The following is a 21,592-nucleotide window of genomic DNA, read 5'->3' as shown; positions in this document are numbered from 1 at the left end:
ATGCCCGACGCCGCCCTGCATTCCCCCGCCGCCGAGCGCAACAAGCAGCCCATCCTGGAGGCGCTGCAGGGCCTGCTGCCGGCCGCCGGCCTGGCGCTGGAGATCGCCAGCGGCACCGGCCAGCATGTGGTGCATTTCGCCGCGCATCTGCCCGGCTGGCGCTGGCTCGCCTCCGACCCCGATGCGGCCGCGCTCGCCTCGATCGCGGCGCTCTGGCCCGCCGGGCCGGCGCCGCTGCGCCTGGACGTGGGCCAAGCCCATTGGCCGCTGCCGGACAGCCACCGACGCCTGGATCTGGTCTACTGCGCCAATATGCTGCACATCTCGCCCTGGTCCAGCTGCGCGGCGCTGATGGCCGGCGCGGCGCGGCATCTGGCGCCGGACGGCCGGCTGATCGTCTACGGCCCCTTCGTCGAGCCGGACCGGCCCAGCGCGCCGAGCAACCTCGCCTTCGACGCCGATCTGCGCGGGCGCAACCCCGCCTGGGGTCTGCGCTCGCTGGATCGGGTGCAGGCCGAGGCGGTGGCGCAAGGCCTGACCCTGGCCGAGCGCATCGCGATGCCCGCCAACAACCTGCTGCTGGTGTTCCGGCGCCGGCCGCCCCTCAACATGGAAAGCGCCACCTCATGAAACTCTTCATCGTCACCGGCTCCTCGCGCGGTATGGGCGAGGCCATCGCCCGCCAGTTGCTGGCCCCCGGCCACTTCGTGCTGGGCATCGCCCGCCGCCGCAGCGAGGCGCTCGCCGCTGCGGCCCTGCCGGACGGCGCCGGCCTGGAGCAGTGGAGCTGCGACCTGGCCGACCCGCTGCCGGTGGCCGAGCAGTTGCGGGCCTGGCTGGCCGCACAGGCCCCGGGGCGCTTCGGCGAGGCGGTGCTGATCAACAACGCCGGCGTCGTCACCGAACCCGGCCCGATCGACAGCGTGCCGCTGGCCCAGCTCTCCGGCGCGCTGCGCGTCGGGCTGGAGGCCGCGCTGCTGCTGTCCAGCGCCTTCCTGGGCGCCACACGCGGCTGGGCCGCGCCCAAGAAGATCCTCAATATCTCCTCGGGCCTGGGCCGCCGCGCGATGGCGGCCAGCGCGCCCTATTGCGCGGCCAAGGCCGGCATGGACAATCTGTCGGGCGCGATGGCGCTGGACGAGGCGCAACGGCCGGACGGCGCCCGCATCGTGTCGCTGGCCCCCGGCGTGATCGACACCGATATGCAGGTCCAGCTGCGCGGCGGCGCCCCCGAGCGCTTCCCCGACCAGCAGCGCTTCGCCGCGCTGAAGCGCGAGGGCCAGCTCGACAGCCCCGAGCAGGCCGCCGCCAAGGTGCTGCGCTATCTGGCGCGGCCGGACTTCGGCAGCCAGGTGCTGGCCGACGTGCGCGACGCCTGAGTTCCGGCTCGGTATGCGAACATAGGCCCTTGCAAATCCCCGCGCCGCCCCAAGCTAGACGCGGTCCACCCTAGGAGACTCCGTGAACAAGATTGCCCTCTCTGCCCTGGCTCTCGTCCTCAGCCTCGGCCTGGTCGCCACCGAGGTGCAGGCCAAGCGCCTGAGCGGCGGCGGCATGAAGCGCAGCGTGCCCACGCAGCCCGCGCCCGCCCAGCCCGCGCCCACCGCGCCCACGCAGCAGAAGGCCGCGCCGCAGCAGGCCGCGCCGAGCCCGGCCGCGCCCGCCGCCGTGCCGGCCAAGCGCAGCTGGATGGGCCCGCTGGCCGGCCTGGCCGCCGGCCTGGGACTGGCCGCGCTGGCCAGCCACTTCGGCTTCGGCGAGGCCCTGGCCAACATCATGACCATGGTGCTGCTGGGCCTGGTGCTGATGCTGGTGATCGGCTTCGTGATGCGCCGCTTCGCCGCCAAGAAGGCCGCCCCCCAGGGCCTGCAGTTCGCCGGCGCCGGCGCGCCCTTCCCGAGCCAGATGCCGGGCTCGCCGGCCACCGTGGCCGCTCCGGTGGCCGCGGCTGCAGCAGCGCCGCGCCAGGACGACGGTTTCGACACCGCCGGCTTCGAGCAGATCGCCAAGCAGGTCTTCATCCGTATGCAGGCCGCCAACGATGCCGGCGACCAGAACGATCTGCGCCGCTTCACCACGCCGCAGATGTACGCCTCGATCCAGCATGAGCTGCTGGACCGCAAGGCGGCGCCGCAGCGCACCGACGTGCTGCAGCTCGATGCCCAGGTGCTGGAGCGCGTCGAGGAGAACGGCGAGCAGATCGTCAGCGTGCGCTTCTGGGGCCTGATCCGCGAGCAGAGCGAGGCCGCGGCCGAGAACTTCGACGAGGTCTGGCATCTGGTGCGCCCGGTCGACGGCAGCAAGGAATGGGCGATTGCCGGCATCCAGGCCATGGCCTGAGTGCAATCCCCAGGGGCTGACGAAAGTCATGCCCCACCGAGTCGGGCCAGAATGCGGCACCCCGTTTCTGGCCCGAACCATGCAAATCACTGTCTCTCGCGCCCTTGCACTGGGCGCCCTGGCCGGCCTGCTGAGCGGCTGCGCCCCATTTGCCGCCCGGCCTCCCGAGGCCGCCGGCACCCTGCAGCCCAATGCCAACCTGGTGGTCCAGGGCATCCCGGCCATTCCGCAAAGCCTGGTGGCCCAGGTCGAGCGCTACACCGACTTCCGCGGCCATGCCTTCGTCGACTGGCATCCGCTCAAGCGCGAGATGCTGGTCTCGCACCGCCAGGCCGGCGCCAACACCGCCCAGCTGTTCCGCGTCGGCGCGCCGCTGGCCGCGCCCGAGCAACTGACCGATGGCAGCGACCCCGTCAGCCAGGCCAGCTACGAGCCCCGCGAGGGCCGCTACATCGTGTTCGAGCGCAGCGCCGGCGGCTCCGAGGTGGCCCAGCTCTACCGCCTGGACGGTCAGGACAGGGCCCCGGTCCTGCTGACCAACCCCGACGAGCGCCACGACATGGTGGGCTGGCTCAACAACAGCAGCCAGCTGATCTATACCGCCGTGCCGCTGGACCGCACCGCCCAGGGCGGCAGCCGCGCGCAGATCAGCACCGCGCTGTGGATCATGGATCCGGCCAGGCCCGAGACCAAACGCAGGATCGCCGAGCTGCCCGGCCCCGGCTGGTTCGCCGCCCGCCCCTCCTGGGACGACAAGCAGATGGCGCTGATCCGCTACCTGTCGGCCAATGAATCCCAGGTCTGGCTGCTCGACATCGACAGCGGCGCCACCCGCCAGCTGCTGCCCGCGGCCGGCGAGCCGGGCCTGAAGGCCGTGCATTTCCCCGGCGCATTCAGCCGCGACAACAAGTCCATTCACCTGCTCAGCGACCGCTTCGGCGAGTTCCGCGAGCTGATGAGCTACGAGATCGCCAGCGGCAAGCTCACCCGCATCACCGGCCACATTCCCTGGGACATCAGCGGCGCCTCGGTCACCGAGGACGGCAAGCTGCTGGCCGTGCAGGCCAATGTGGACGGGCGCGACGAGCTGCGCCTGTTCGACGGCCAGAGCTTCAAGGAGTTGCCGCGCCCCGAGGTGCCGGCCGGCAATGTGGGCGCGACGCAGTTCCACCCGAAGCTGGGCGAGCTGGCCTTCAGCCTGAACAATGCCCAGGGCCCCAGCCAGATCTACACGCTGGGCAAGGACGGCCAACCCGAGGCCTGGACCCAGGCCTACGCGCCGCCCGGCGTGGACCCCAAGCAGTTCGGCGAGCAGCAGATCGTGCGCTGGAAGAGCTTCGACGGCCAGACCATCTCCGGCCTGCTGACCCTGCCGCCCAAGCCCAGGTTCGGCGGCAAGCGTCCGGTGATCATCTCCATCCACGGCGGCCCCGAGGCCCAGGCCACGGTCGGCTTCCTGGCGCGCAACCAGTACTACGTCAACGAGCTGGGCATCGCCTTCATCCAGCCGAACGTGCGCGGCTCAAGCGGCTACGGCAAAAGCTTCCTGGCGCTGGACAACGGCTTCAAGCGCGAGGACTCGGTGAAGGACATCGGCGCGCTGCTGGACTGGATCGCCACCCAGCCCGAGCTGGACGCCTCGCGCGTGCTGGTGACGGGCGGCAGCTATGGCGGCTACATGACCCTGGCCGTGGCCACTCACTATGCCGACCGCATCGCCGGCTCGATCGACGTGGTGGGCATCTCGCATTTCGTCACCTTCCTGCAGAACACCGAGAGCTACCGCCGCGACCTGCGCCGCGTTGAATATGGCGACGAGCGCGACCCCGCGATGCGCGCCCATCTGGACCAGATCTCGCCGCTGAGCAATGCCGGCAAGATCAAGAAGCCGTTGTTCGTCGTGCAGGGCAAGAACGACCCGCGCGTGCCCTATACCGAGGCCGAGCAGATCGTCGCCAAGGTGCGCGAGAACGGCACCCCGGTCTGGTATTTGCGCGCCGAGAACGAGGGCCATGGCTTCGCCCGCAAGGAGAACGCCGACTTCCAGTTCTACGCGACGATCCTGTTTCTCCAGCAGACGCTGCTGAAGTGAGCGAGCGGCGATGAAACGACGTCGGTTCATCGGCGCCGCCGCGGCGCTGCCCGCGCTGGGCCAGGCCGGCACCTCCCCGTCCTTGGTGGCACGCCTGGCCGAGATCGAGGCCGCCAGCGGCGGCGAGATCGGCGTCTGCGCACTGGACAGCGGCAGCGGTCGCCGCATCGGCCACCGGCCGGATCAGCGCTTTGCGATGTGCTCCACCTTCAAGGCGCCGCTGGCCGGCCTCGTGCTGGCTCGCGTGGACGCCGGCGCGCTGGCGCTGGACCAGCAGGTGCCGCTGTCGCAGGCCGATCTGGTGCCCTATGCGCCGGCGGTCAGCGCCCGGCTGCCCCGGGGCCGGATGAGCGTGGCAGAGCTGTGCGCGGCCAGCGTCGAACAGAGCGACAACGCCGCCGCCAATGTGCTGATGCGCCTGACCGGTGGCCCGGCCGCCCTCACCGCCTGGCTGCGCGGGCTGGGCGACATGGTTACGCGGCTGGACCGCATCGAGCCGGAGCTCAATGAGAACCTGCCCGGCGATCCGCGCGACACCAGCACGGCGTCCGCGATGGCCGACACCTTGCGCCGCCTGCTGCTGGACGATGCCGCGCTGAAGCCCGCCTCACGCGCGCAGCTGCTGGCCTGGATGGAAAACTCGCGCACCGGCCTGGCCCGGCTGCGCGCCGGCCTGCCCGCCGGCTGGCGCGCGGGCGACAAGACCGGCACCGGTACGCGCGGCGCGGTCAACGACGTGGCCATCGTGTTCCCGCCGGGCCGCGCGCCCTGGCTGGTGACGGCCTATCTGAGCGGTTCGACCCGGCCCGTCAGCGAGCTCAACAAGGTGCACGGGCGGCTGATGCGGCTGCTGGTGGACGAGCTCGCCAAGAGCTGAGGACTAAGGCCTGGCGGGCTTGGTCGGCTTGGTCGGCTTGGTATTGACCGGCAGGCACAGCAGGGCCGTCAGCAGCGCCAGCGCCACATGCACGCCGTACAGGCGCGTGAAGTCGGCGCGCTGCAGCCCGGCATGGCCTAGCAGCAGCACGGTCAGCGCCACGCCCATCACCGAGCCGATCTGGCGCGTCGCCTGATTCACCGCGCTGCCCACCGCATACTGGGCCGCGGGCAAGCGGCTCACCGCCGCGGCCGACAGCGAGGGCAGCACCAGGCCGACACCGATGCCGCTGAGCACCAGGCCCGGCAGCCAATGGTGCAGGTAGTCGGGCGTCTGGCCCGGCACCAGCATCAGCCACAGACCGCTGGCCGCATAGACGAGGCTGCCGCCCACCAACAGCGGCCGGTGCCCATGGCGCGCGGCGAAGCGCCCGCTGAGGACGGCGAAGGGAATCACCAGCAGCGGCCCCGGCGTGATGGCCAGGCCGGCGCGCGGCAGGCTGTAGTGCCAGATCTCCGTCATGTAGAAGAAGAAGGCGAAGAACATCATCGCGAAGGCGGTGCCGAAACTCAGCGTCGCCAGGTTGACGAAGCGGTAGCTGCGGTGCTGGAACAGCGCCAGGTCCACCAGCGGCGCCTTGGTCACGCGGGCCCAGGCGACAAAGCCGGCCAGCGCAATGCCGCCCAGCGCGGCCACCACCAGCAGTTCGCTGCGCGTCCAGTGCGGCGACTCCGACTGCACGATGGCCAGGGTCAGCGCGCCCACGCCGACGATCAGCAGCGCCATGCCCAGCACATCGATGCGCCGCGCCTGCGGCGCCTGGCGTGCCTCGCTCAGCAGCGATGCGCCGCGCCACACCGCCAGCCCGCCCAGCGGCAGGTTCAGGTAGAAGGCCCAGGGCCAGCCGGCGGCATCCACCACGAAGGCCCCCAGGCTGGGACCGACGGCGGCCGCGAAGCCGCCCACCGCCCCCCACAGGCTGACCGCCACCGCGCGCCGCTCCTGCGGGAAGGCCGCCAGCACCAGGGACAAGGAGGCCGGCGTCAGCAGCGCCGCGCCGACCGCCTGCAGCACGCGCGCCGCGATCAGCCAGCCCACGCTGCCGGCCAGTCCGCAGGCGGCCGAGGCGGCCAGGAACAGCAGCACGCCGACCAGGAAGACCTTCTTGCGGCCATGCGCATCGGACAGGCCGCCCGCCGGGATCAGCATCGCGGCGTAGACCACCGTGTAGGCATTCAGCACCCAGGACATGTCGGCCGCCGAGGCGCCCGGAAAGCCCGCCTGCACCGCGCCGAAGGCGGCGAACAGCATCGTGGTGTCCAGCGAGACCAGGAAGACCGCGACGCTGGCGATCCAGAACACCGGCCAGGGCGAACCATGGTGGGTGGGCGTGGCCGACGCATGCGCTGCGGCCGGCAGGGTCTGGGCGGGCATGGTCATCAGCGTTCCAGGGCTTGCAGATAGACCGCGGGTTCGGCCGTCAGGCCCCGATGCACTAGGCGGCTGATGTCGTCGGCCAGCACCTCGCGGGCACCGGACTCCAGGCCGTCGAAGGCCGCCGTGACGATGGCCTGCGGCGTGCTCTTCGGCACCTCCAGGCCCTGCGTCAGGTCGGTGTCGATGAAGCCGGCGTGCAGGCCCAGCACCTGGGTGCCCTGCCCCTGCAGTTCGATGCGCAGTCCGTTGGTCAGCGCCCAGGCGGCCGACTTGCTGGCGCCATAGGCGCCCAGCAGCGGGCCGTTGATCCAGCTGGCCACCGACAGCACATTGAGGATGGCGCCGCCGCCGTTGGCCGCAAGAATGGGCGCGAAGGCCTGGCTCAGGCGCATCGGACCGAAGAAGTTGGTGTCCAGCATGGCCTGAGCCTGGCCGGCACTGTCGGCGTTCAGGAAGCCGCCGGTGATCGCGATGCCGGCATTGTTGACCAGCACCTGCACATCCTTCAGCTCGCGCGCCAGTGCGGCCACGTCGTCGGGTTTGTTCACGTCCAGCCTGACCGGGACCACGCCGTCGAGCTTGACGCTGGACGGATCGCGGGCGGCCGCATAGACCTTGCGCGCGCCGCGCGCCAGGGCCTCGCGGGCGAAGGCCAGACCCAGGCCGCGATTGGCCCCGGTGATCAGGACGACGGCATTGTCGAGTTTCATGATGAGCTGCTTTCCTGGGAGGTGATGGGAGCGATCGATCGGGTAAGGGCGAAGCGCTTGAATATGTCGATCGTCATATTCAAGCGCGAAGGAAATCGAGCGCGCCCGTCAAGGCCGCCTCAATGGGTCTCCTGGTCGGCGTTGCCGCCGAGGTCGTACTGCGCCAGCAGACGCTGACGCGTGGCCGCCAGCAAGGTCTTGCCTTCGCCATCGCCAAGCACGCGGGCCAGTTGCACGGCGCCGACCATGGTGCTGGTGATCAGCTGGGCGGTGGCCTCGGCCGCCGCACCTTCCACGGGCTGAGCCGACAGCGCCTGCCGCACGCGCTGGATCAGGGCCCGCACCCGCTCGGCCGAGACGGCCAGCAGTTCGGGCGCCTGGCGCGGCATCTCCGATACCAGGGCGGCCACCGGGCAGCCCTGCTCGATGCCGCTGAGGTGACTCTCGCTCAGATAGCTCTCGATGATGGTGCGCAGCGCGCTCTCGCCCTGCGCACGGCGCGCTTCGATGCGCTGCGCCACCCTGGCCGAGCTGTCGCGCCCGGCGTACGTCAGCGCCTCGGCCAGCAACGCGTTGCGCGACTCGAAATGGGCATAGAAGCCGCCATGCGTGAGACCGGCCTCCTTCATGATGTCGGCCACGCCGACCCCGCCATAGCCGCCGCGCCGGATGGCCCGCGAGGCCACCTCGACGATGCGTTCGTACGTCTGCTCGCGCTTGCTCGGTTTGGACTGCATGGGCGAGACTCTACGCTAAAATATGATCAACATCATATTAATCGCCAAGCCCCCGCCCCATCCAGGGCTTTGTGCGGGTCAAGGGCGTCGGTTCAGCCGACCAGGTTCGCGAGCGTCAGCAGCGCCAGCAGCAGCATCCACAGCACGACCGAGCGCCACACCAAGCCGACCAGGCTCTGCAGATGGCCCAGTTGCGGCTCTTGGCCCTGGGTCGAACCCTGGGCGCTATTGGCCTCGGCATCGCCGCCGGCCTCGAAGGTCTTGCTGCGGTCCGGCGTCACGCCGGGGGCCGCCGAGCCCCCGAGTTGCACGCCCAGGGCGCCGGCCGCCGACGCCAGGATGATGCCCTCGTTGGCATGCAGCCAGAGTCGGGCATCGCGGCGCCAGCCGTTCACCGCTTCCTCGAAGTTGCCGACGATGGCAAAGCCGGTGGCGGTCAGGCGCGCCGGCATGTAGTCGATCCAGCCGAACAGGCGGCGCGAGATCTGCATCAGGCGTTCGTTGGTCGGCGCATCCAGCGTGCGGCTCTTGAAGGCCCAGTAGCGGCCGGCGAATTCGGCCATGCGGTACAGCACCGCGCCCGCCGGGCCCAGCCCCAGGGTGGACAAGAGCACGAACCAGAAGAACACCCCGAACACATGGCGGTGCGCGGCCAGCAGCGAATGCTCGATCACATGGCGCAGCAGCTCGGTGCGCGGCAGCTCGCTGGCATCCAGATGGCGCCATTCGGCCAGCAGGCGGCGCGCCTCCAGCTCGTCGCCGCGTTCCAGCGCGTCGCGGATGTCGGTGAAGTAATGGCTGAACTGGCGGAAGCCCAGCGTCAGGTAGAGCACCAGCACATCGAAGGCCAGGGCCAGCAGCACACTGAACTGGCGCAGCGCCAGATAGATGCCGGCCGTCAGCAGGGCCGGGCCGATCACGGTGATGGCCCAGACCACGCCGGCATGGTGCTCCCGGCCGGCATCGAAGTTGCGCCCGGTCCAGCGCACCCAGGAGATCACGCTTTCGTGGATGCGATTCCCATGTGGCAGGGGCTTGAGTTGCTCGCAGATCAGGGCGAACAAGACCGCAAAGAAGTTCATGGGCCGGGATGATAGCCGCGGCTCGCCTGCTTCAAGCCCGGATCAGGCACTGAGGAAGCGATAGAGGTTGCGCAGCATCGCGGCCGTTGCGCCCCAGATGAAATACTCGCGCGGCGCCCCACCCTCCTGCGGGTCCCGTGCAATCCAGGGCATGGACAGGAATTGGCGCTCGCCGCCCTCCCAGCTGAACAGATGGCGTTGGTGATTGGCGGGATTCATCAGGAACCCCAGCGGCACCTCGAAGGCTTCGTCGACCTCGAAGGCATCGAGCGTCAGATCGAAGCCGGGCCGCACCAGGGCGACCACGGGCGAGACCTCGAAGGCCGTCACGGTCGTATAGATGGGCAACCGGCCAATGACGTCGATATGCTCGCGCGCCAGGCCGATCTCCTCCTCCGTCTCGCGCAATGCGGTGGCGATCACGCCCTCGTCCTCGGGCTCGACGCGGCCGCCGGGAAAGCTGATCTGACCGGCATGGTCGCGCAGATGCGCGGTGCGGCGGGTCAGCAGCAGCGTGGTGCCGCTGTCGTGCATCACCAGCGGCACCAGCACCGCGGCGGCGGCCGGTGCGCGCTGCGCCCAGGCCGACGATCCACGCCCGCCATCGCCGGAAATCTCCGGCTGCCAGGCCGGCGGCGCGGCGAAGCGGCGGCGCAGCGCCTCGGGCTGCAGGGCCTCGGCCGGCACGGCGGGGAGATGGTGGTCGGCGCCGGTCACGGGCACCGCTTGCGGATTCAGGATCGGGGGGCGGGACATGGGTCCAAGCATAGGCCCGAAACGAGAAAACCGCCCCGGAGGGCGGTTTCTCTTGAGGCCGAAGCAGCAATTAAGCCAGCTTCTCCTTGATGCGGGCCGACTTGCCCGAACGCTCGCGCAGGTAGTACAGCTTGGCGCGGCGCACGTCACCGCGGCGCTTCACTTCGATCGTGGCGATCAGCGGGCTGTACAGCTGGAAGGTACGCTCGACGCCTTCGCCGCTGGAGATCTTGCGAACGATGAAGCTGCTGTTCAGGCCGCGGTTGCGCTTGGCAATCACGACGCCTTCGTAGGCCTGCACGCGCTTGCGGCTGCCTTCAACCACGTTCACGCTGACGATCACGGTGTCGCCGGGGGCGAAGGCCGGGATGGTCTTGTTCAGACGAGCAATTTCTTCTTGCTCAAGGGTTTGGATCAGATCCATGAGGTTTCTCTCTCCATGCGATCTTGCCGGCGCGATATTTAAGCCAGGGTGGAACTTGCGGTGCCCATGCTATATGCAGGGCAAGTTTGCCGCCAAGTCGGTACTGGCCTTGTCGCACGCTATAAAGTCAGCGCGCAGCCCGGTAGAGGATCGGAAAAGCCGGACATTATAGCCCGCCGGCGGGCTTCGTCAATGTGGCGAGGAACTTCTCGTCCTCGCGACTCAGCTTGGCGGCCCGCCTTGCGGCCTCGATCAGGTCCGGGCGGCGCTGCCAGGTCAGCGCCAGCGAGCGCTCCCGGCGCCAGCGGGCGATCTGCGCATGATGGCCGGACAACAGCACCGGCGGCACCGGCATGGCCTCACCCTCGGGCGTCAGCAGCAGTTCGGGCCGACTGTAGTGGGGGCAGTCGAGCAGCCCGTCGGAAAAGCTGTCCTGCTCGTGCGAGGCGGCATCATTGAGCACGCCCGGCTGCAGGCGCGCGAGCCCGTCCAGCAGGGCCAGCGCCGGCAGTTCGCCCCCCGAAAGCACGAAGTCGCCCAGGCTCAGTTCCAGCGTGACATGGCGATCCAGGAAACGCTGGTCGATGCCCTCGTAGCGACCGCACAGCAGGACCGCACCCGGACCTTGGGATAGCTCGCTCACCAGGGCCTGGTCGATGCGCCGGCCGGTGGGGCTGAAGTGGATCACCGCCGGAGCCGCCTCGCCCCCCTGCGCCAGACGCTGGGCCTTGACGGCCGCCAGCGCCCGCTCCAGCGGCTCGGCCAGCATCACCATGCCGGGGCCGCCGCCATAGGGCCGGTCGTCGATGCGACGGTAGTTGTCCTCGGCGAAATCGCGCAGCTGCCACAGGCGCACATCGACCTGGCCGCTCTCGAAGGCACGGCGCGTCACGCCGCTGCTCAGGTGCGGCCCGAAAAGCTCCGGGAACAGGGTGATCAGGTCGAAGCGCATGGTGGCGCGTGCGCGGCAGGCGCCGTTCGCTTCAGTAGTCCAGGCCCCAGTCGACCGTGATGCGGCGCTCTTCGAGGCTCACCGAGTCGACGAAGGCCGAGACGAAGGGCAGGAGGCGCTCCTGGTCTGGCTTGACCGGCGGGGTCAGCCCCGGCGGCACGATGCGCAGCACGCTGTGCGGGCCGGTGTCCAGCAGGCCGACCACCTCGCCGAGCGTTTCGCCCAGGCGATTGACGACGGTGAGGCCGATCAGATCGACCCAGTAATACTCGTCCGTATCGGACTTGGGGAACTGGGCACGCGAGATGAAGATGCGCGCGCCGCGCAGGGCCTCGGCCCCGCCGCGGTCCGCAACGCCCTCGACGTTGGCCACGATGCCATCGCCATGGTCGCGTACCGACAGAATCTTCAGCACCTGCGGCAAGGGCTTTGCCGCGGGCTTGCCCTCGGGCGGCTGGAGGAACCAGCGCCGCGAGGCAAATAGCGCCTGGGCATCGGTGGAATAGGACTGGATCTTGACCCAGCCCTTGATGCCCCAGGCGTCAAGCACGCGCCCGACCTCCACCGCATCCTCCGGCCAGGCCGAAGGATCGCGGGATTCGGGCGCGGCCGTCGTCACCACTTGATTAGGCGACGGCCTTCTTGGCCTGGTCGACCAGACGGGCGACGGTGGGCGACAGCTGGGCGCCAACGCCGGTCCAGTAGCTGACGCGGTCCATCGCGACGCGCAGGGACTCGGCAGCACCGGAAGCGACCGGGTTGTAGAAACCCACGCGCTCGATGAAGCGGCCGTCACGGCGCTGTTGGCTGTTGGCGACGACGATGTTGTAGAAGGGGCGCTTCTTGGAGCCGCCGCGTGCGAGTCGAATCACGACCATGATGAATCCTTTGATGATCTCGAAAGCGTTCCACCGCACCAGGAGACACTCAGGGCGAGCAGATCGAAACAGCTGCGAGCCCCTTGGAATTTCTTCGCCGGAACCCGAGCACAGCAATTGGCACCGTAGATACGCCACCGCGAAGTGACCGGCACCAAAACCTAGCATTATAAACTCGCCTGACAGCAAATCCCAGGCAACCCGAGAAAATGAACAGCGAAACCCTGTTGATCCGCCCCAGCACCGAGCAAGACCTGCCCGCCATCCAGGCCATCTACGCCCAGGCCGTGCTGCATGGCACCGGCACCTTCGAGACCGAAGTTCCCGACTTGGCCGAGATGACGCGCCGCCGCAGCGAGGTGCTGAACAGGCAGTTGCCCTGGCTGGTGGCAGAGCAGGACGATCGGGTGCTGGGCTATGCTTATGCTAACTATTTCCGCCCTCGCCTGGCCTACCGATTCTGCCTGGAGGATTCGATCTATCTGCACCCGGACGCCCAGGGCAAGGGTGTCGGCCGCCTGCTGCTGGCCGAGCTGATCGCGCGCTGCGAGGCGCAGGGCGCGCGCCAGATGCTGGCCGTGATCGGCGACGCTCAGAACCAGGGCTCGATCGGCGTGCACCGCGCGCTGGGCTTCGAACACACCGGCGTGCTGAAGAGCTCGGGCTGGAAGTTCGGCCGCTGGCTGGATGTGGTGCTGATGCAGCGCCAGCTTGGCCAGGGCGATCAGAGCAGCCCGGAGTGACGATGCCGGCCTACAAATCCAAGACCCTGGCCACCTGGCTGGCCCTGCTGCTGGGCAGTTTCGGTCTGCACCGCTTCTATCTGCATGGACTCTCCGACCGCTGGGCCTGGCTGTTTCCCTGGCCCACGCTGGCGGGTCTGTACGGCATGCAGCGCATGGAACTGCTGGGCCAGGACGACCGCCTGAGCTGGCTGCTGATGCCGCTGCTGGGCGTGATGCTGGTGATCGCCATGCTCAGCGGCATCGTCTACGGCCTGACGCCCGACGAGAAGTGGCATGCCCAGCGCAACCCGGGCCTGCCGGCGCGCGCCAGCGGCTGGATCAACATCATCGGCGTGATCACCTGCCTGCTGATCGGTGGCGCCGTGCTGATGACGACGATCGCTTTCAGCGCCCAGCGCTACTTCGAGACCCAGGCCGAGGCGGCGCAGGCCCTCAGCCAATGAAAAGGGGCCTACGGCCCCGTTTCGCGACCGCCATCAGAACAGCGTGAAGCTCAACCAGTAGCAGATGCCGGCCATGAAGGCCGAGGCGGGGATGGTGAAGATCCAGGCCCAGACGATGTTGCCGGCCACACCCCAGCGCACCGCCGAGGCGCGCTGCACCGAGCCGACGCCGACGATCGCGCCGGTGATGGTGTGCGTGGTCGAGACCGGGATGCCCAGCGAGGTCGCCAGGAACAACGTGATCGCCCCGCCGGTCTCGGCGCAGAAGCCGCCCACGGGCTTCAGCTTGGTGATCTTCTGGCCCATGGTGCGCACGATGCGCCAGCCGCCGAACATGGTGCCCAGGCCGATCGCGATATAGCAGGCCCAGATCACCCAGGACGGCGGATGCGTGTCGCTGGCCGCCATATAGCCCGAAGCCACCAGCAGCATCCAGATGATGCCGATGGTCTTCTGCGCATCGTTGCCGCCATGGCCCAGGCTGTACAGCGCGGCCGACACCAGCTGCAGGCGGCGAAACCAGTTGTCCACCCGCAGCGGCGAGCTGCGCCGGAACAGCCAGGCGACGATCACCATCAGCAGCGACCCGAGCAGGAAGCCCAAGAGCGGCGACACGAAGATGAACAGCATCGTCTTCAGCACGCCGCCGGCGATCAGCTTGGACACACCGGCCTTGGCGATCACCGCACCGACGATGCCGCCGATCAGCGCATGCGAGCTGGACGAGGGGATGCCATACCACCAGGTGATGACGTTCCAGGCGATGGCACCGATCAGCGCACCGAACACCACATGGTGATCGACGATGCCGGGCTCGACGATGCCGCGGCCAATGGTCTGGGCCACCTTCAGCTGGAAGAAAGCCACCGCGATGACATTGAAGAAGGCGGCGAACAGCACCGCCTGCTGCGGCTTCAGCACGCCGGTGGACACCACCGTGGCGATCGAATTGGCCGCATCGTGGAAACCGTTCATGAAGTCGAACAGCACCGCCAGCACGACCAGCAGCGCGACGACCCAGAACGCGATCTGTACCGTTTCCATGGAGAGACGGTCCGATCAGGAGTTCTCGAGGACGATGCCCTCGATCAGGTTGGCCACGTCCTCGCAGCGGTCGGAGATCGACTCCAGCTGCTCGTAGATGGCCTTCAGCTTGATCAGTTCGCGCACATCTTCCTGCTCGCGGAACAGCTTGGACATCGCGGCACGCATCACGCGGTCGGCGTCGGACTCCAGCTGGTCGATCTCCTCGCAGGTCTTGATCGCCGCCTCGGCGGTTTGCGGCTGGCTCAGCTTGGGCAGCAGCGACACGGCATGCTGGACGCGCTCGCAGCATTTGGCCGACAGCTCACCCAGGCGCAGCACCTCCTCGGTGATGGCGCGCACGTCGTACAGCGACATGGTCTCGCTGGAGTCCTGCAGCAGGTCCAGGATGTCGTCCATCGCATTGATCAGGCCGTGGATCTGCTCACGGTCGATCGGCGTGATGAAGGTGCGGTGCAGCAGACGGTTCACCTCGGCGGTGACGCGGTCGGCCTGATGCTCGGCCCTGTCGACCTCGGCGGCGTACTTCTCGCGCAGGGTCAGATCGCCGTAGTTCTGGATCATCAGCATGAAGGCGCGCGCGCCTTCGACGATCTGATTGCCATGCTCGTTGAAGAGCTCAAAAAAATTGCCCTCGCGGGGCAGCAGCTTGCCAAACAGCATGAATGGGTTCTCCTGATGCGCCCGGAACGGGCCTCTTCCCGAGGCGGACGCAACAACATTCGTCACGAACTCGTCATCACTCGGTCACAAAAGAAGGCGGGAGTGTAACGGGGCGTACAGCCTCCGGCGCCGCCTCACCCCGGCGCGGGGCGTGCGGAAAACGAGATACCTGTGCAATACACCGCGGCCATCAACCCCGCGTCCATCAGGCACAGGCCGGCCCGGACGACGCCGGTCTTGCAGGGCGGGAAGATACAGAGAAGAGCATCGAGAAGGGCTCGGGCACCATCGCGACCAATTTCTGGGGATCTCCTGGGCGATCTTCAGCGGCGCCTGCAGCCCCCCCCCCGAGCGCCCATGGCCGGCCGCCGTCATGAATACATCGGCAGGCCCTCAGATCGGATGAAGCGAAAGGTCCAGTCGCTCAACGCGCTCAACGCGCTGGTCGGCCACGCTGGGCAGGTAGGGGGACAGGGCGCCCAATCCGGGCGCCCTCAAGGCCGGCGCCAGTTCCAGCAGCGGCCGCAGCACGAAGGCGCGGCGGTGCAGGCGCGGATGCGGCAGTTGCAGGCGCGGGCTGTTCAGTTGCAGATCGCCGTACAGCAGCAGGTCCAGATCCAGGGTACGCGGTGCGTTCGGATAAGGCCGCTGGCGGCCATGGGCCAGCTCGATGGCCTGCAAGGCGTCCAGCAGGGCCGCGGGCGCGAGCCCCGTGTCCAGCCGGGCCACGGCATTCAGATAATCGGGGCCGCCCGCCTCGACCGGCGCGCTGCGGTAGGCGCCGGAGACCGCGTCCAGCCGGCTCGCGGGCAGGGCCGCCAGCGCCGCCAATGCGGCGCGCAGCGTGGCTACCAGATCGCCGAGATTGGCACCCAGGCCGATATAGGCCTGCACCCTGCCCGGCCCGACGCTCATTCGGCGGCCGGACCGGCCGGCGCGGCGGCGGCATCCTTGGCGGCCGGCTTGCGACGGCGACGGCGCTTCTTGGCGGCGGGCGCGACATCCTCATCGGGCCCAGCCGCTGCCGGCGACGGCGCGGCGGCGCCATCCTTACGCGGCAGGCGATGCACCTTGGGGCCGCGACGCGACTTGTCGGCCCGATCCGCTTCCCGCGCCTGATCCAGCAGGGCCTCGCGCTCCTCGTCGCTGCCCAGCGCAAAGTCTTCCCACCAGTCGGCCAGCGGGGCCTCGATCTCGCCGGCATCGGCACGCAGGCGCAGGAAGTCGAAGCCCGCGCGGTAGCGCGGCTGCTCGACCAGGGTGTAGACGCCGTTGCCGCTGCGGCGCTCGAAGCGCGGCTGCATCATCCAGATCTCGCGCATGTCGGTGGCCAGCTTGCCGCGGCCCGAGATGTCGCCGATGCGGGCATCGAACACCGCGTCGATGGCCTGCGAAAGCGCCGGCACCGGCGGCTCGCCGCTCTCGCGGAGCTTGTTCCAGCGCTCCAGCACCTCGCGCCACAGCATGCAGGCCAGCATGAAGCTGGGCGAGACGCCGCGCCCTTCGGCCACGCGGCGATCGGTGTCCTCGAAGGCCAGGCGCACGAACTTGGCCGAGGCGCCCTCGCCCAGCTCGCCCTGCTCGTTGAGCATCGCGTCGAGGATCGGGAAGATGCCGCGTGCCAGCCCCTGCTTGCGCAGCTGCTCCAGGCTGGCCAGCGAATGGCCGGTCTGCAGCAGCTTGATCATCTCGTCGAACAGGCGCGAGGCCGGCACATTGGTCAGTAGCTCGGCCATCTTCCTGACCGGCGCGCGCGTCTTGGGCTCCAGCTCGAAGCCCAGCTTGGCGGCGAAACGCACCGCGCGCACGATGCGCACCGGGTCCTCGCGGTAGCGGGTCTCGGGGTCGCCGATCATGCGCAGCACCTTCTTGCGCGCATCGCCCAGCCCGCCGTGATAGTCGACCACCAGCTGGCGCTGCGGCTCGTAGTACATCGCGTTGACCGTGAAGTCGCGGCGCGCCGCATCCTCGATCTGCGGGCCCCAGACGTTGTCGCGCAAGACCCGGCCCTCGGCATCGACCACATGGGACTTGCCGGCCAGCTCGGCCTTGGAGGTCTTCTCGTTGCCGCTAACCTGCTCGGCCGCCTCCTGGCCCAGCAGGGCGCGGAAGGTCGAGACCTCGATCACCTCGTGCTCACGACCGCGGCCGTAGACCACGTGGACGATGCGAAAGCGCCGGCCGATGATGAAGGCGCGCCGGAACAGGCCCTTGACCTGCTCGGGCGTGGCATTGGTGGCCACGTCGAAGTCCTTGGGCCGCATACCGAGGAGCAGATCCCGCACCGCGCCGCCGACGATATAGGCCTCGAAGCCCGCATCGGCGAGCGTCTGCACCACCTTGACCGCACGCTCGTCCAGCAGTCCCGGATCGATGCCATGCTCGGCCACCTGGACCTCCACCCGCTTGCCCAGCGGGCTGCCCTTGGCCGCAGGCTTGCCGAGCAGCTTGTCGATGAATTTCTTGATCATGGGAAGAGTTTCAGTTGGGGCCAGCCCTGCGCATCGGCAATCTTGGCCAGGGCCGGGGTCGGATTGGTCGCCACGGGGTGGCTGACGCGCTCCAGCAGCGGCAGGTCGTTGATCGAGTCGCTGTAGAAGTGGATGCGCTCAAAATCCTGCCATTGTCGCCCCAAGCCGGCCAGCCACTGCTCCACCCGCGTGATCTTGCCGGCCTGGAACGAGGGCACGCCCTCGACCTTGCCGGTGTAGCGCCCCGCGCCATCGCGCTGCAGGTTCACCGCGATCAGGGTCTCGACACCGAAGGCCTGGGCGATCGGCTCGGTCACGAAGGCATTGGTGGCGGTGACGATGGCGACCAGATCGCCGGCTTCCTGGTGCTGCTTCACCAGCTCGAAGGCCTGCGGCATCAGCATCGGCCGCATCACCTCGGCCATGAAGCGCTCGCGCGCCGCCAGCGCATCCTCCAGCGGACGGACGCGCCAGACCGAGGTGGCGAACTCGATATAGCGGTCCAGGTCCAGCTGGCCGGCCTGGTACTCGGCAAAGAACTCGTCGTTGCGCCGGCGCCATTGCTCGCCGTCGGCCCAGCCGATGTCGACCATGAAACCGCCGAAGGCGTGGTCGGAGTCGTGCGGGATCAGGGTCCCGTCCAGATCGAAGAGCGTCAGATTCATGTGCGAATACTTCTTTCCTAGGCTTGGTCGGCGAGCATCTGGCGCAGCAGCGGCACGGTGACCGCCCGCTTGGCCGACAGCGCGAACTCGTCGAGCCGGTCCAGCAGGCCCATCAGGTGTTTCAGGTCGCGGGCGAAGCGGGTCAGCAGGTAGTCCATCACCTCGTCCGAGAGAAAGATGCCGCGCCGGTCGGCCTCGCGGCGCAGCGCCGAGCGCACCTCCTGCTCCGACAGCGGCTGCAGCGCGAAGGTCGGCCCCCAGCCGAGCCGGGTGCGCAGGTCCTCGCGCAGCGCCAGGTCCACCGGCGGCGCGGTGCCGGTGGCCACCACCGCCAGGCCATGGGTGGCGGCCTCGACAAAGAGCTGGAAGGCCGCATGCTGCTGGCCGGCATCGTAGTCCTGGCAATCATCCAGCAGCAGCAGGCTGGGCTGGGCCGGCAGTTCCCAGGGCAGCGCGGTGCCGGCGCCGTACCAGCCCACCTGGGCGCCGGCGGCCTGCCAGGCCAGCGCCAGCGCGCGCAGGCAATGGGTCTTGCCGCTGCCCGCCCCGCCCCACAGGAACACCGGCGGCGCGCCGGGCGTCAGCGCCTGCAGATGCGCCAGCGCCGCGGCATTCGCGCCGGGCAGGAGATTGTCAAAGCTGTACATGGGCTCGGGGCCCAGCGAGAGCGGAATCTGCTTCAAAGAGAACCAACCTTTGTACCGCGGCCCGGGTTCCCGAAAACCCGCCTGCCGCAACCGGGCGCGATTCTAAGGCGCCCCCGGGGCATGCCTCAGTGCAGCGGCGGGTTGCCGCGCGCCTGCAGGGTCCGCCAGCGCGTGCGGATCTCGTCGGCCTGCGGTGCGTCGGGCTGCAGGGCCAGGCAACGCTCCAGATCGGCCGCCGCGCCGCGCCAATGGCCCAGCGCCTCCAGCACCTGCGCCCGGTCCAGCAATTCGCCGACATCGTCGGGCAACAGCAGCACCAGGCGCTGCTGCACCGCCAGCAGGCGCGCCCAGTCGGCCGCGCTGCGGTGGATTTCCTTCAGATTGCGCAGCATGCGTGCCAGCACCTGGCGCGGCGTGGCGCTGCGCAGGAAACGCTCCAGCGGCAGATTTTCGCGCCCCTCGCGGTAGGGCAGCAGTGCCTCTTCCAGCGCCTCGCGCGACAGCGACTGGCAGGTGAACGGATCCAGCACCACCTCCCCCTGAGGCAGATGCAGCTTGATCAGGAAATGGCCGGGGAAAGCCACGCCATGGGCCTGCAAGCCGATCTGGGCCGCCATCTCCAGATAGATCACGGCCAGCGCGATCGGAATGCCGCGGCGCGTCTCCAGCACGCGATGGATGAAGCTGTTGCCCCGCTCGTAGTAGTCGTTGACATTGCCGGCGAAACCCAGCTCCTCGTGGAAGTAGCGGTTCAGCAGGCGCAGGCGGTGGCTGGGCGCGGCATCCGCGGCCAGACGCTGGCGCAGGCGCTGGGCCAGCGCATCGACGTCGGCCAGCACGGCCTGCACGTCCAGTTCGGGGTACTCATCCTGCGCGATCGCCGCGGCAGCCTCCAGCAGATTGAGCCCCTCGTCCTCCGCCACCAGGCTGGCGAAATACTCCAGGGCCGACGGGGCATGCAGGCGCAGCGAAGCGGTCATGCCCACAGTCTAAGCCCGGCGCGCAAACTGGCGCAGCTTCAGGCCCGATAGCGCCAGCACCGCGAAGTACAGCAGGGCCGAGCCCGCCAGGCTGCCGGCCATCGCCAGGGCCCGCCAGCCTTCCTGCCGCCCCAGGGCAATCCAGTCGAAATGGCGCGCCAACCCGTACTGCAGCGCTCCCATCGCCGCGCTGGCCAGGGCCACGCGCAGGACGAAGCCCAGCCAGCCCGGCGCCGGCGCATAGCTGCCAAGACGCTTGAGACCGCGCAGCAGCCAGGCCGCATTGATCAGAGCCCCCAAGCCGATGGCCAGCGCCAGCCCGGCCACGCCCAAGAAGGGCACCAGCAGCGCGTTCAGCACCTGGGTCAGCACCAGCACCGTGATCGCGATACGCACCGGCGTTCGCATGTCCTGGCGCGCATAAAAGCCGGGCGCCAGCACCTTGATCGCCACCAGGCCCATCAGGCCGACGCCATAGCCCATCACCGCCAGGCTGGTCTGGGCCACATCCTGGGCGGTGAAGGCGCCCCGGTGGTAGAGCACGGCCACCATCGGCTGGGCAAACACCAGCAACGCGACGGCACAAGGCAGGGCCAGCAGCAGCACCATGCGCAGCCCCCAGTCCAGCAGCGCCGAATAGGCCTCGCCCTCCCCCTTGCCCTGCGCCGCCGCCAGCTGCGGCGTCAGCACGGCGCCCAGGGCCACGCCCAGCAGCGCGGTCGGAAACTCCATCAGACGGTCGGCATAGGTCAGCCAGGAGGCCGCACCTTCGGCCACGAAGATCGCGATCTGGGTATTGATCACCAGCGACAGCTGGGCCACCCCGACGCCCAGCAGGGCCGGCCCCATCGCGCCCAACACCTGCCTGACGCCCGGGTGCCCCCAGGCCCGGCGCAATGCGGATGGCCGCAGACCCAGGCGCGGCATGACGCCAATGCGGCGCAGCGCCGGGATCTGCACCAGCAGCTGCAGCAGCCCCCCCAGCATCACGCCGATCGCCAGCGCGTAGATCGGCTGCCAGCCCTGTGCACGCATCCAGGGTGCCAGCAGGAAACCACAGCCGATCACCGACAGGTTGAGCAGCACCGGCGTGATAGCCGGCACCATGAAGCGCCGCCATGTGTTCAGGATGCCGGCCGCCAGCGCCACCAGGGACATGCAGCCGATATAGGGAAACATCCAGCGCGTCATCACCACCGCCGCCTCGCGGCCTTCGGCCGGCAGTCCGGCGCCCAGCAGCCAGACCAGCAGCGGTGCGCCCAGCACGCCCAGGGCGCAGGTCAGCAGCAGCGCCCACAGCAGCACGGTGGCCACGGCATCGATCAGCCCATGGGTATGCGCGTCGCCCTCGGCCGCCCGGGTGCGCGCCAGCAGCGGCACGAAGGCCTGCGAGAACGCACCTTCCGCGAACAGCCGGCGCAGCATATTGGGAATGCGAAAGGCCACCTGGAAGGCGTCGGTCAGCGTGGAGGCCCCGAACAGGGCGGCCACCATCTGCTCCCGGATCAGCCCGGTGATGCGCGAGGCCAGGGTCAGCACGGAAATGGTGGAGGCGGCGCGCAGCAGGTTCATGGAGGGCAATCAATGGATCGGAACCGCGGCCGGCCAGGCAGGCCGGAGCGTCGGGCCGGCGCATTATCAATGCCGC

General features: G+C 69.1%; 24 protein-coding genes. 7 read left to right on the top strand and 17 right to left on the bottom strand.

Features of this window, described 5'->3' with window-relative positions; all coding sequences use genetic code 11:
• The 5 genes from AC07OQ_RS04980 to bla all read left to right on the top strand — a co-directional run bounded on the left by AC07OQ_RS04980 (position 1) and on the right by bla (position 5,309).
• Complete coding sequence (locus AC07OQ_RS04980) at positions 1 to 630, top strand: DUF938 domain-containing protein (RefSeq protein WP_495051991.1); 630 nt, start codon at positions 1 to 3, stop codon at positions 628 to 630.
• Positions 627 to 1,379, top strand: coding sequence for an SDR family NAD(P)-dependent oxidoreductase (locus AC07OQ_RS04975; RefSeq protein WP_495051990.1), 753 nt, complete (start codon positions 627 to 629; stop codon positions 1,377 to 1,379). The genes AC07OQ_RS04980 and AC07OQ_RS04975 overlap by 4 nt, the downstream gene beginning before the upstream one ends.
• An 82-nt stretch (positions 1,380 to 1,461) precedes the next feature.
• Positions 1,462 to 2,340 carry a Tim44 domain-containing protein gene (locus AC07OQ_RS04970; RefSeq protein WP_495051989.1) on the top strand — a complete coding sequence of 293 codons (879 nt, stop codon included), beginning with the start codon at positions 1,462 to 1,464 and terminating at the stop codon, positions 2,338 to 2,340.
• Between the two features lie 79 nt (positions 2,341 to 2,419).
• Positions 2,420 to 4,432 (top strand): S9 family peptidase, encoded by a 2,013-nt coding sequence (locus AC07OQ_RS04965; RefSeq protein WP_495051988.1) that lies wholly within the window; start codon positions 2,420 to 2,422, stop codon positions 4,430 to 4,432.
• A 10-nt stretch (positions 4,433 to 4,442) separates the two neighbouring features.
• Positions 4,443 to 5,309, top strand: a complete 867-nt coding sequence (gene bla / locus AC07OQ_RS04960) for a class A beta-lactamase (protein ID WP_495051987.1) — start codon at positions 4,443 to 4,445, stop codon at positions 5,307 to 5,309.
• Between the two features lie 3 nt (positions 5,310 to 5,312).
• Here bla and AC07OQ_RS04955 read toward each other — a convergent pair whose 3' ends face one another.
• The 9 genes from AC07OQ_RS04955 to rpsP form a co-directional block, all read right to left on the bottom strand.
• Positions 5,313 to 6,743, bottom strand: a complete 1,431-nt coding sequence (locus AC07OQ_RS04955; protein WP_495052173.1) for a DHA2 family efflux MFS transporter permease subunit — start codon at positions 6,741 to 6,743, stop codon at positions 5,313 to 5,315.
• Positions 6,744 to 6,748: 5 nt separating this feature from the next.
• On the bottom strand, positions 6,749 to 7,456 hold the full coding sequence (locus tag AC07OQ_RS04950; protein ID WP_495051986.1) for an SDR family oxidoreductase: 708 nt from the start codon (positions 7,454 to 7,456) through the stop codon (positions 6,749 to 6,751).
• Between the two features lie 119 nt (positions 7,457 to 7,575).
• Positions 7,576 to 8,193 (bottom strand): TetR/AcrR family transcriptional regulator, encoded by a 618-nt coding sequence (locus tag AC07OQ_RS04945; RefSeq protein WP_495051985.1) that lies wholly within the window; start codon positions 8,191 to 8,193, stop codon positions 7,576 to 7,578.
• Between the two features lie 92 nt (positions 8,194 to 8,285).
• The gene (locus tag AC07OQ_RS04940; RefSeq protein ID WP_495051984.1) at positions 8,286 to 9,275 is read right to left on the bottom strand and encodes a CobD/CbiB family protein; all 990 of its coding nucleotides are present in this window, start codon (positions 9,273 to 9,275) and stop codon (positions 8,286 to 8,288) included.
• A gap of 42 nt (positions 9,276 to 9,317) precedes the next feature.
• Positions 9,318 to 10,031, bottom strand: coding sequence for an NUDIX hydrolase (locus AC07OQ_RS04935; protein ID WP_495051983.1), 714 nt, complete (start codon positions 10,029 to 10,031; stop codon positions 9,318 to 9,320).
• A 70-nt stretch (positions 10,032 to 10,101) separates the two neighbouring features.
• On the bottom strand, positions 10,102 to 10,455 hold the full coding sequence (rplS, locus tag AC07OQ_RS04930) for a 50S ribosomal protein L19 (RefSeq protein WP_495051982.1): 354 nt from the start codon (positions 10,453 to 10,455) through the stop codon (positions 10,102 to 10,104).
• A gap of 166 nt (positions 10,456 to 10,621) precedes the next feature.
• On the bottom strand, positions 10,622 to 11,407 hold the full coding sequence (gene trmD / locus AC07OQ_RS04925) for a tRNA (guanosine(37)-N1)-methyltransferase TrmD (protein ID WP_495051981.1): 786 nt from the start codon (positions 11,405 to 11,407) through the stop codon (positions 10,622 to 10,624).
• Between the two features lie 31 nt (positions 11,408 to 11,438).
• Positions 11,439 to 12,026 (bottom strand): ribosome maturation factor RimM, encoded by a 588-nt coding sequence (gene rimM, locus AC07OQ_RS04920; RefSeq protein ID WP_495051980.1) that lies wholly within the window; start codon positions 12,024 to 12,026, stop codon positions 11,439 to 11,441.
• 7 nt (positions 12,027 to 12,033) lie between these two features.
• Positions 12,034 to 12,285 carry a 30S ribosomal protein S16 gene (gene rpsP / locus AC07OQ_RS04915; RefSeq protein WP_495051979.1) on the bottom strand — a complete coding sequence of 84 codons (252 nt, stop codon included), beginning with the start codon at positions 12,283 to 12,285 and terminating at the stop codon, positions 12,034 to 12,036.
• Between the two features lie 209 nt (positions 12,286 to 12,494).
• Between rpsP and AC07OQ_RS04910 the strand changes: the two genes are divergently transcribed.
• Both AC07OQ_RS04910 and AC07OQ_RS04905 read left to right on the top strand, forming a co-directional pair.
• A complete protein-coding gene (locus AC07OQ_RS04910; protein WP_495051978.1) occupies positions 12,495 to 13,028 on the top strand; it encodes a GNAT family N-acetyltransferase in 534 nt (177 codons plus the stop codon).
• A gap of 2 nt (positions 13,029 to 13,030) precedes the next feature.
• Positions 13,031 to 13,474 (top strand): NINE protein, encoded by a 444-nt coding sequence (locus tag AC07OQ_RS04905; RefSeq protein WP_495051977.1) that lies wholly within the window; start codon positions 13,031 to 13,033, stop codon positions 13,472 to 13,474.
• A 33-nt stretch (positions 13,475 to 13,507) separates the two neighbouring features.
• Here the strand turns inward: AC07OQ_RS04905 and AC07OQ_RS04900 are convergent, their stop codons facing one another.
• The 8 genes from AC07OQ_RS04900 to murJ all read right to left on the bottom strand — a co-directional run bounded on the left by AC07OQ_RS04900 (position 13,508) and on the right by murJ (position 21,516).
• On the bottom strand, positions 13,508 to 14,518 hold the full coding sequence (locus AC07OQ_RS04900) for an inorganic phosphate transporter (RefSeq protein ID WP_495051976.1): 1,011 nt from the start codon (positions 14,516 to 14,518) through the stop codon (positions 13,508 to 13,510).
• 15 nt (positions 14,519 to 14,533) lie between these two features.
• On the bottom strand, positions 14,534 to 15,181 hold the full coding sequence (locus tag AC07OQ_RS04895) for a DUF47 domain-containing protein (RefSeq protein WP_495051975.1): 648 nt from the start codon (positions 15,179 to 15,181) through the stop codon (positions 14,534 to 14,536).
• 393 nt (positions 15,182 to 15,574) lie between these two features.
• Positions 15,575 to 16,096 carry a 2-amino-4-hydroxy-6-hydroxymethyldihydropteridine diphosphokinase gene (gene folK / locus AC07OQ_RS04890; protein ID WP_495051974.1) on the bottom strand — a complete coding sequence of 174 codons (522 nt, stop codon included), beginning with the start codon at positions 16,094 to 16,096 and terminating at the stop codon, positions 15,575 to 15,577.
• Complete coding sequence (pcnB, locus tag AC07OQ_RS04885) at positions 16,093 to 17,652, bottom strand: polynucleotide adenylyltransferase PcnB (protein WP_495051973.1); 1,560 nt, start codon at positions 17,650 to 17,652, stop codon at positions 16,093 to 16,095. Before pcnB ends, folK begins: the two co-directional genes overlap by 4 nt.
• Positions 17,649 to 18,317, bottom strand: a complete 669-nt coding sequence (locus tag AC07OQ_RS04880) for a histidinol-phosphatase (RefSeq protein WP_495051972.1) — start codon at positions 18,315 to 18,317, stop codon at positions 17,649 to 17,651. The genes pcnB and AC07OQ_RS04880 overlap by 4 nt, the downstream gene beginning before the upstream one ends.
• 17 nt (positions 18,318 to 18,334) lie before the next feature.
• Complete coding sequence (locus AC07OQ_RS04875) at positions 18,335 to 19,000, bottom strand: HdaA/DnaA family protein (protein WP_495051971.1); 666 nt, start codon at positions 18,998 to 19,000, stop codon at positions 18,335 to 18,337.
• An 89-nt stretch (positions 19,001 to 19,089) separates the two neighbouring features.
• Positions 19,090 to 19,944 carry a SirB1 family protein gene (locus AC07OQ_RS04870; RefSeq protein ID WP_495051970.1) on the bottom strand — a complete coding sequence of 285 codons (855 nt, stop codon included), beginning with the start codon at positions 19,942 to 19,944 and terminating at the stop codon, positions 19,090 to 19,092.
• A 9-nt stretch (positions 19,945 to 19,953) separates the two neighbouring features.
• Positions 19,954 to 21,516, bottom strand: a complete 1,563-nt coding sequence (gene murJ / locus AC07OQ_RS04865) for a murein biosynthesis integral membrane protein MurJ (protein ID WP_495051969.1) — start codon at positions 21,514 to 21,516, stop codon at positions 19,954 to 19,956.
• Between the last annotated feature and the right edge of the window lie 76 nt (positions 21,517 to 21,592).

The organism is Roseateles sp. GW821-FHT09B06 (assembly GCF_059418245.1).
Note: the sequence above shows the minus strand (reverse complement) of the source record. Positions and strands in the feature narration are given on the sequence as shown.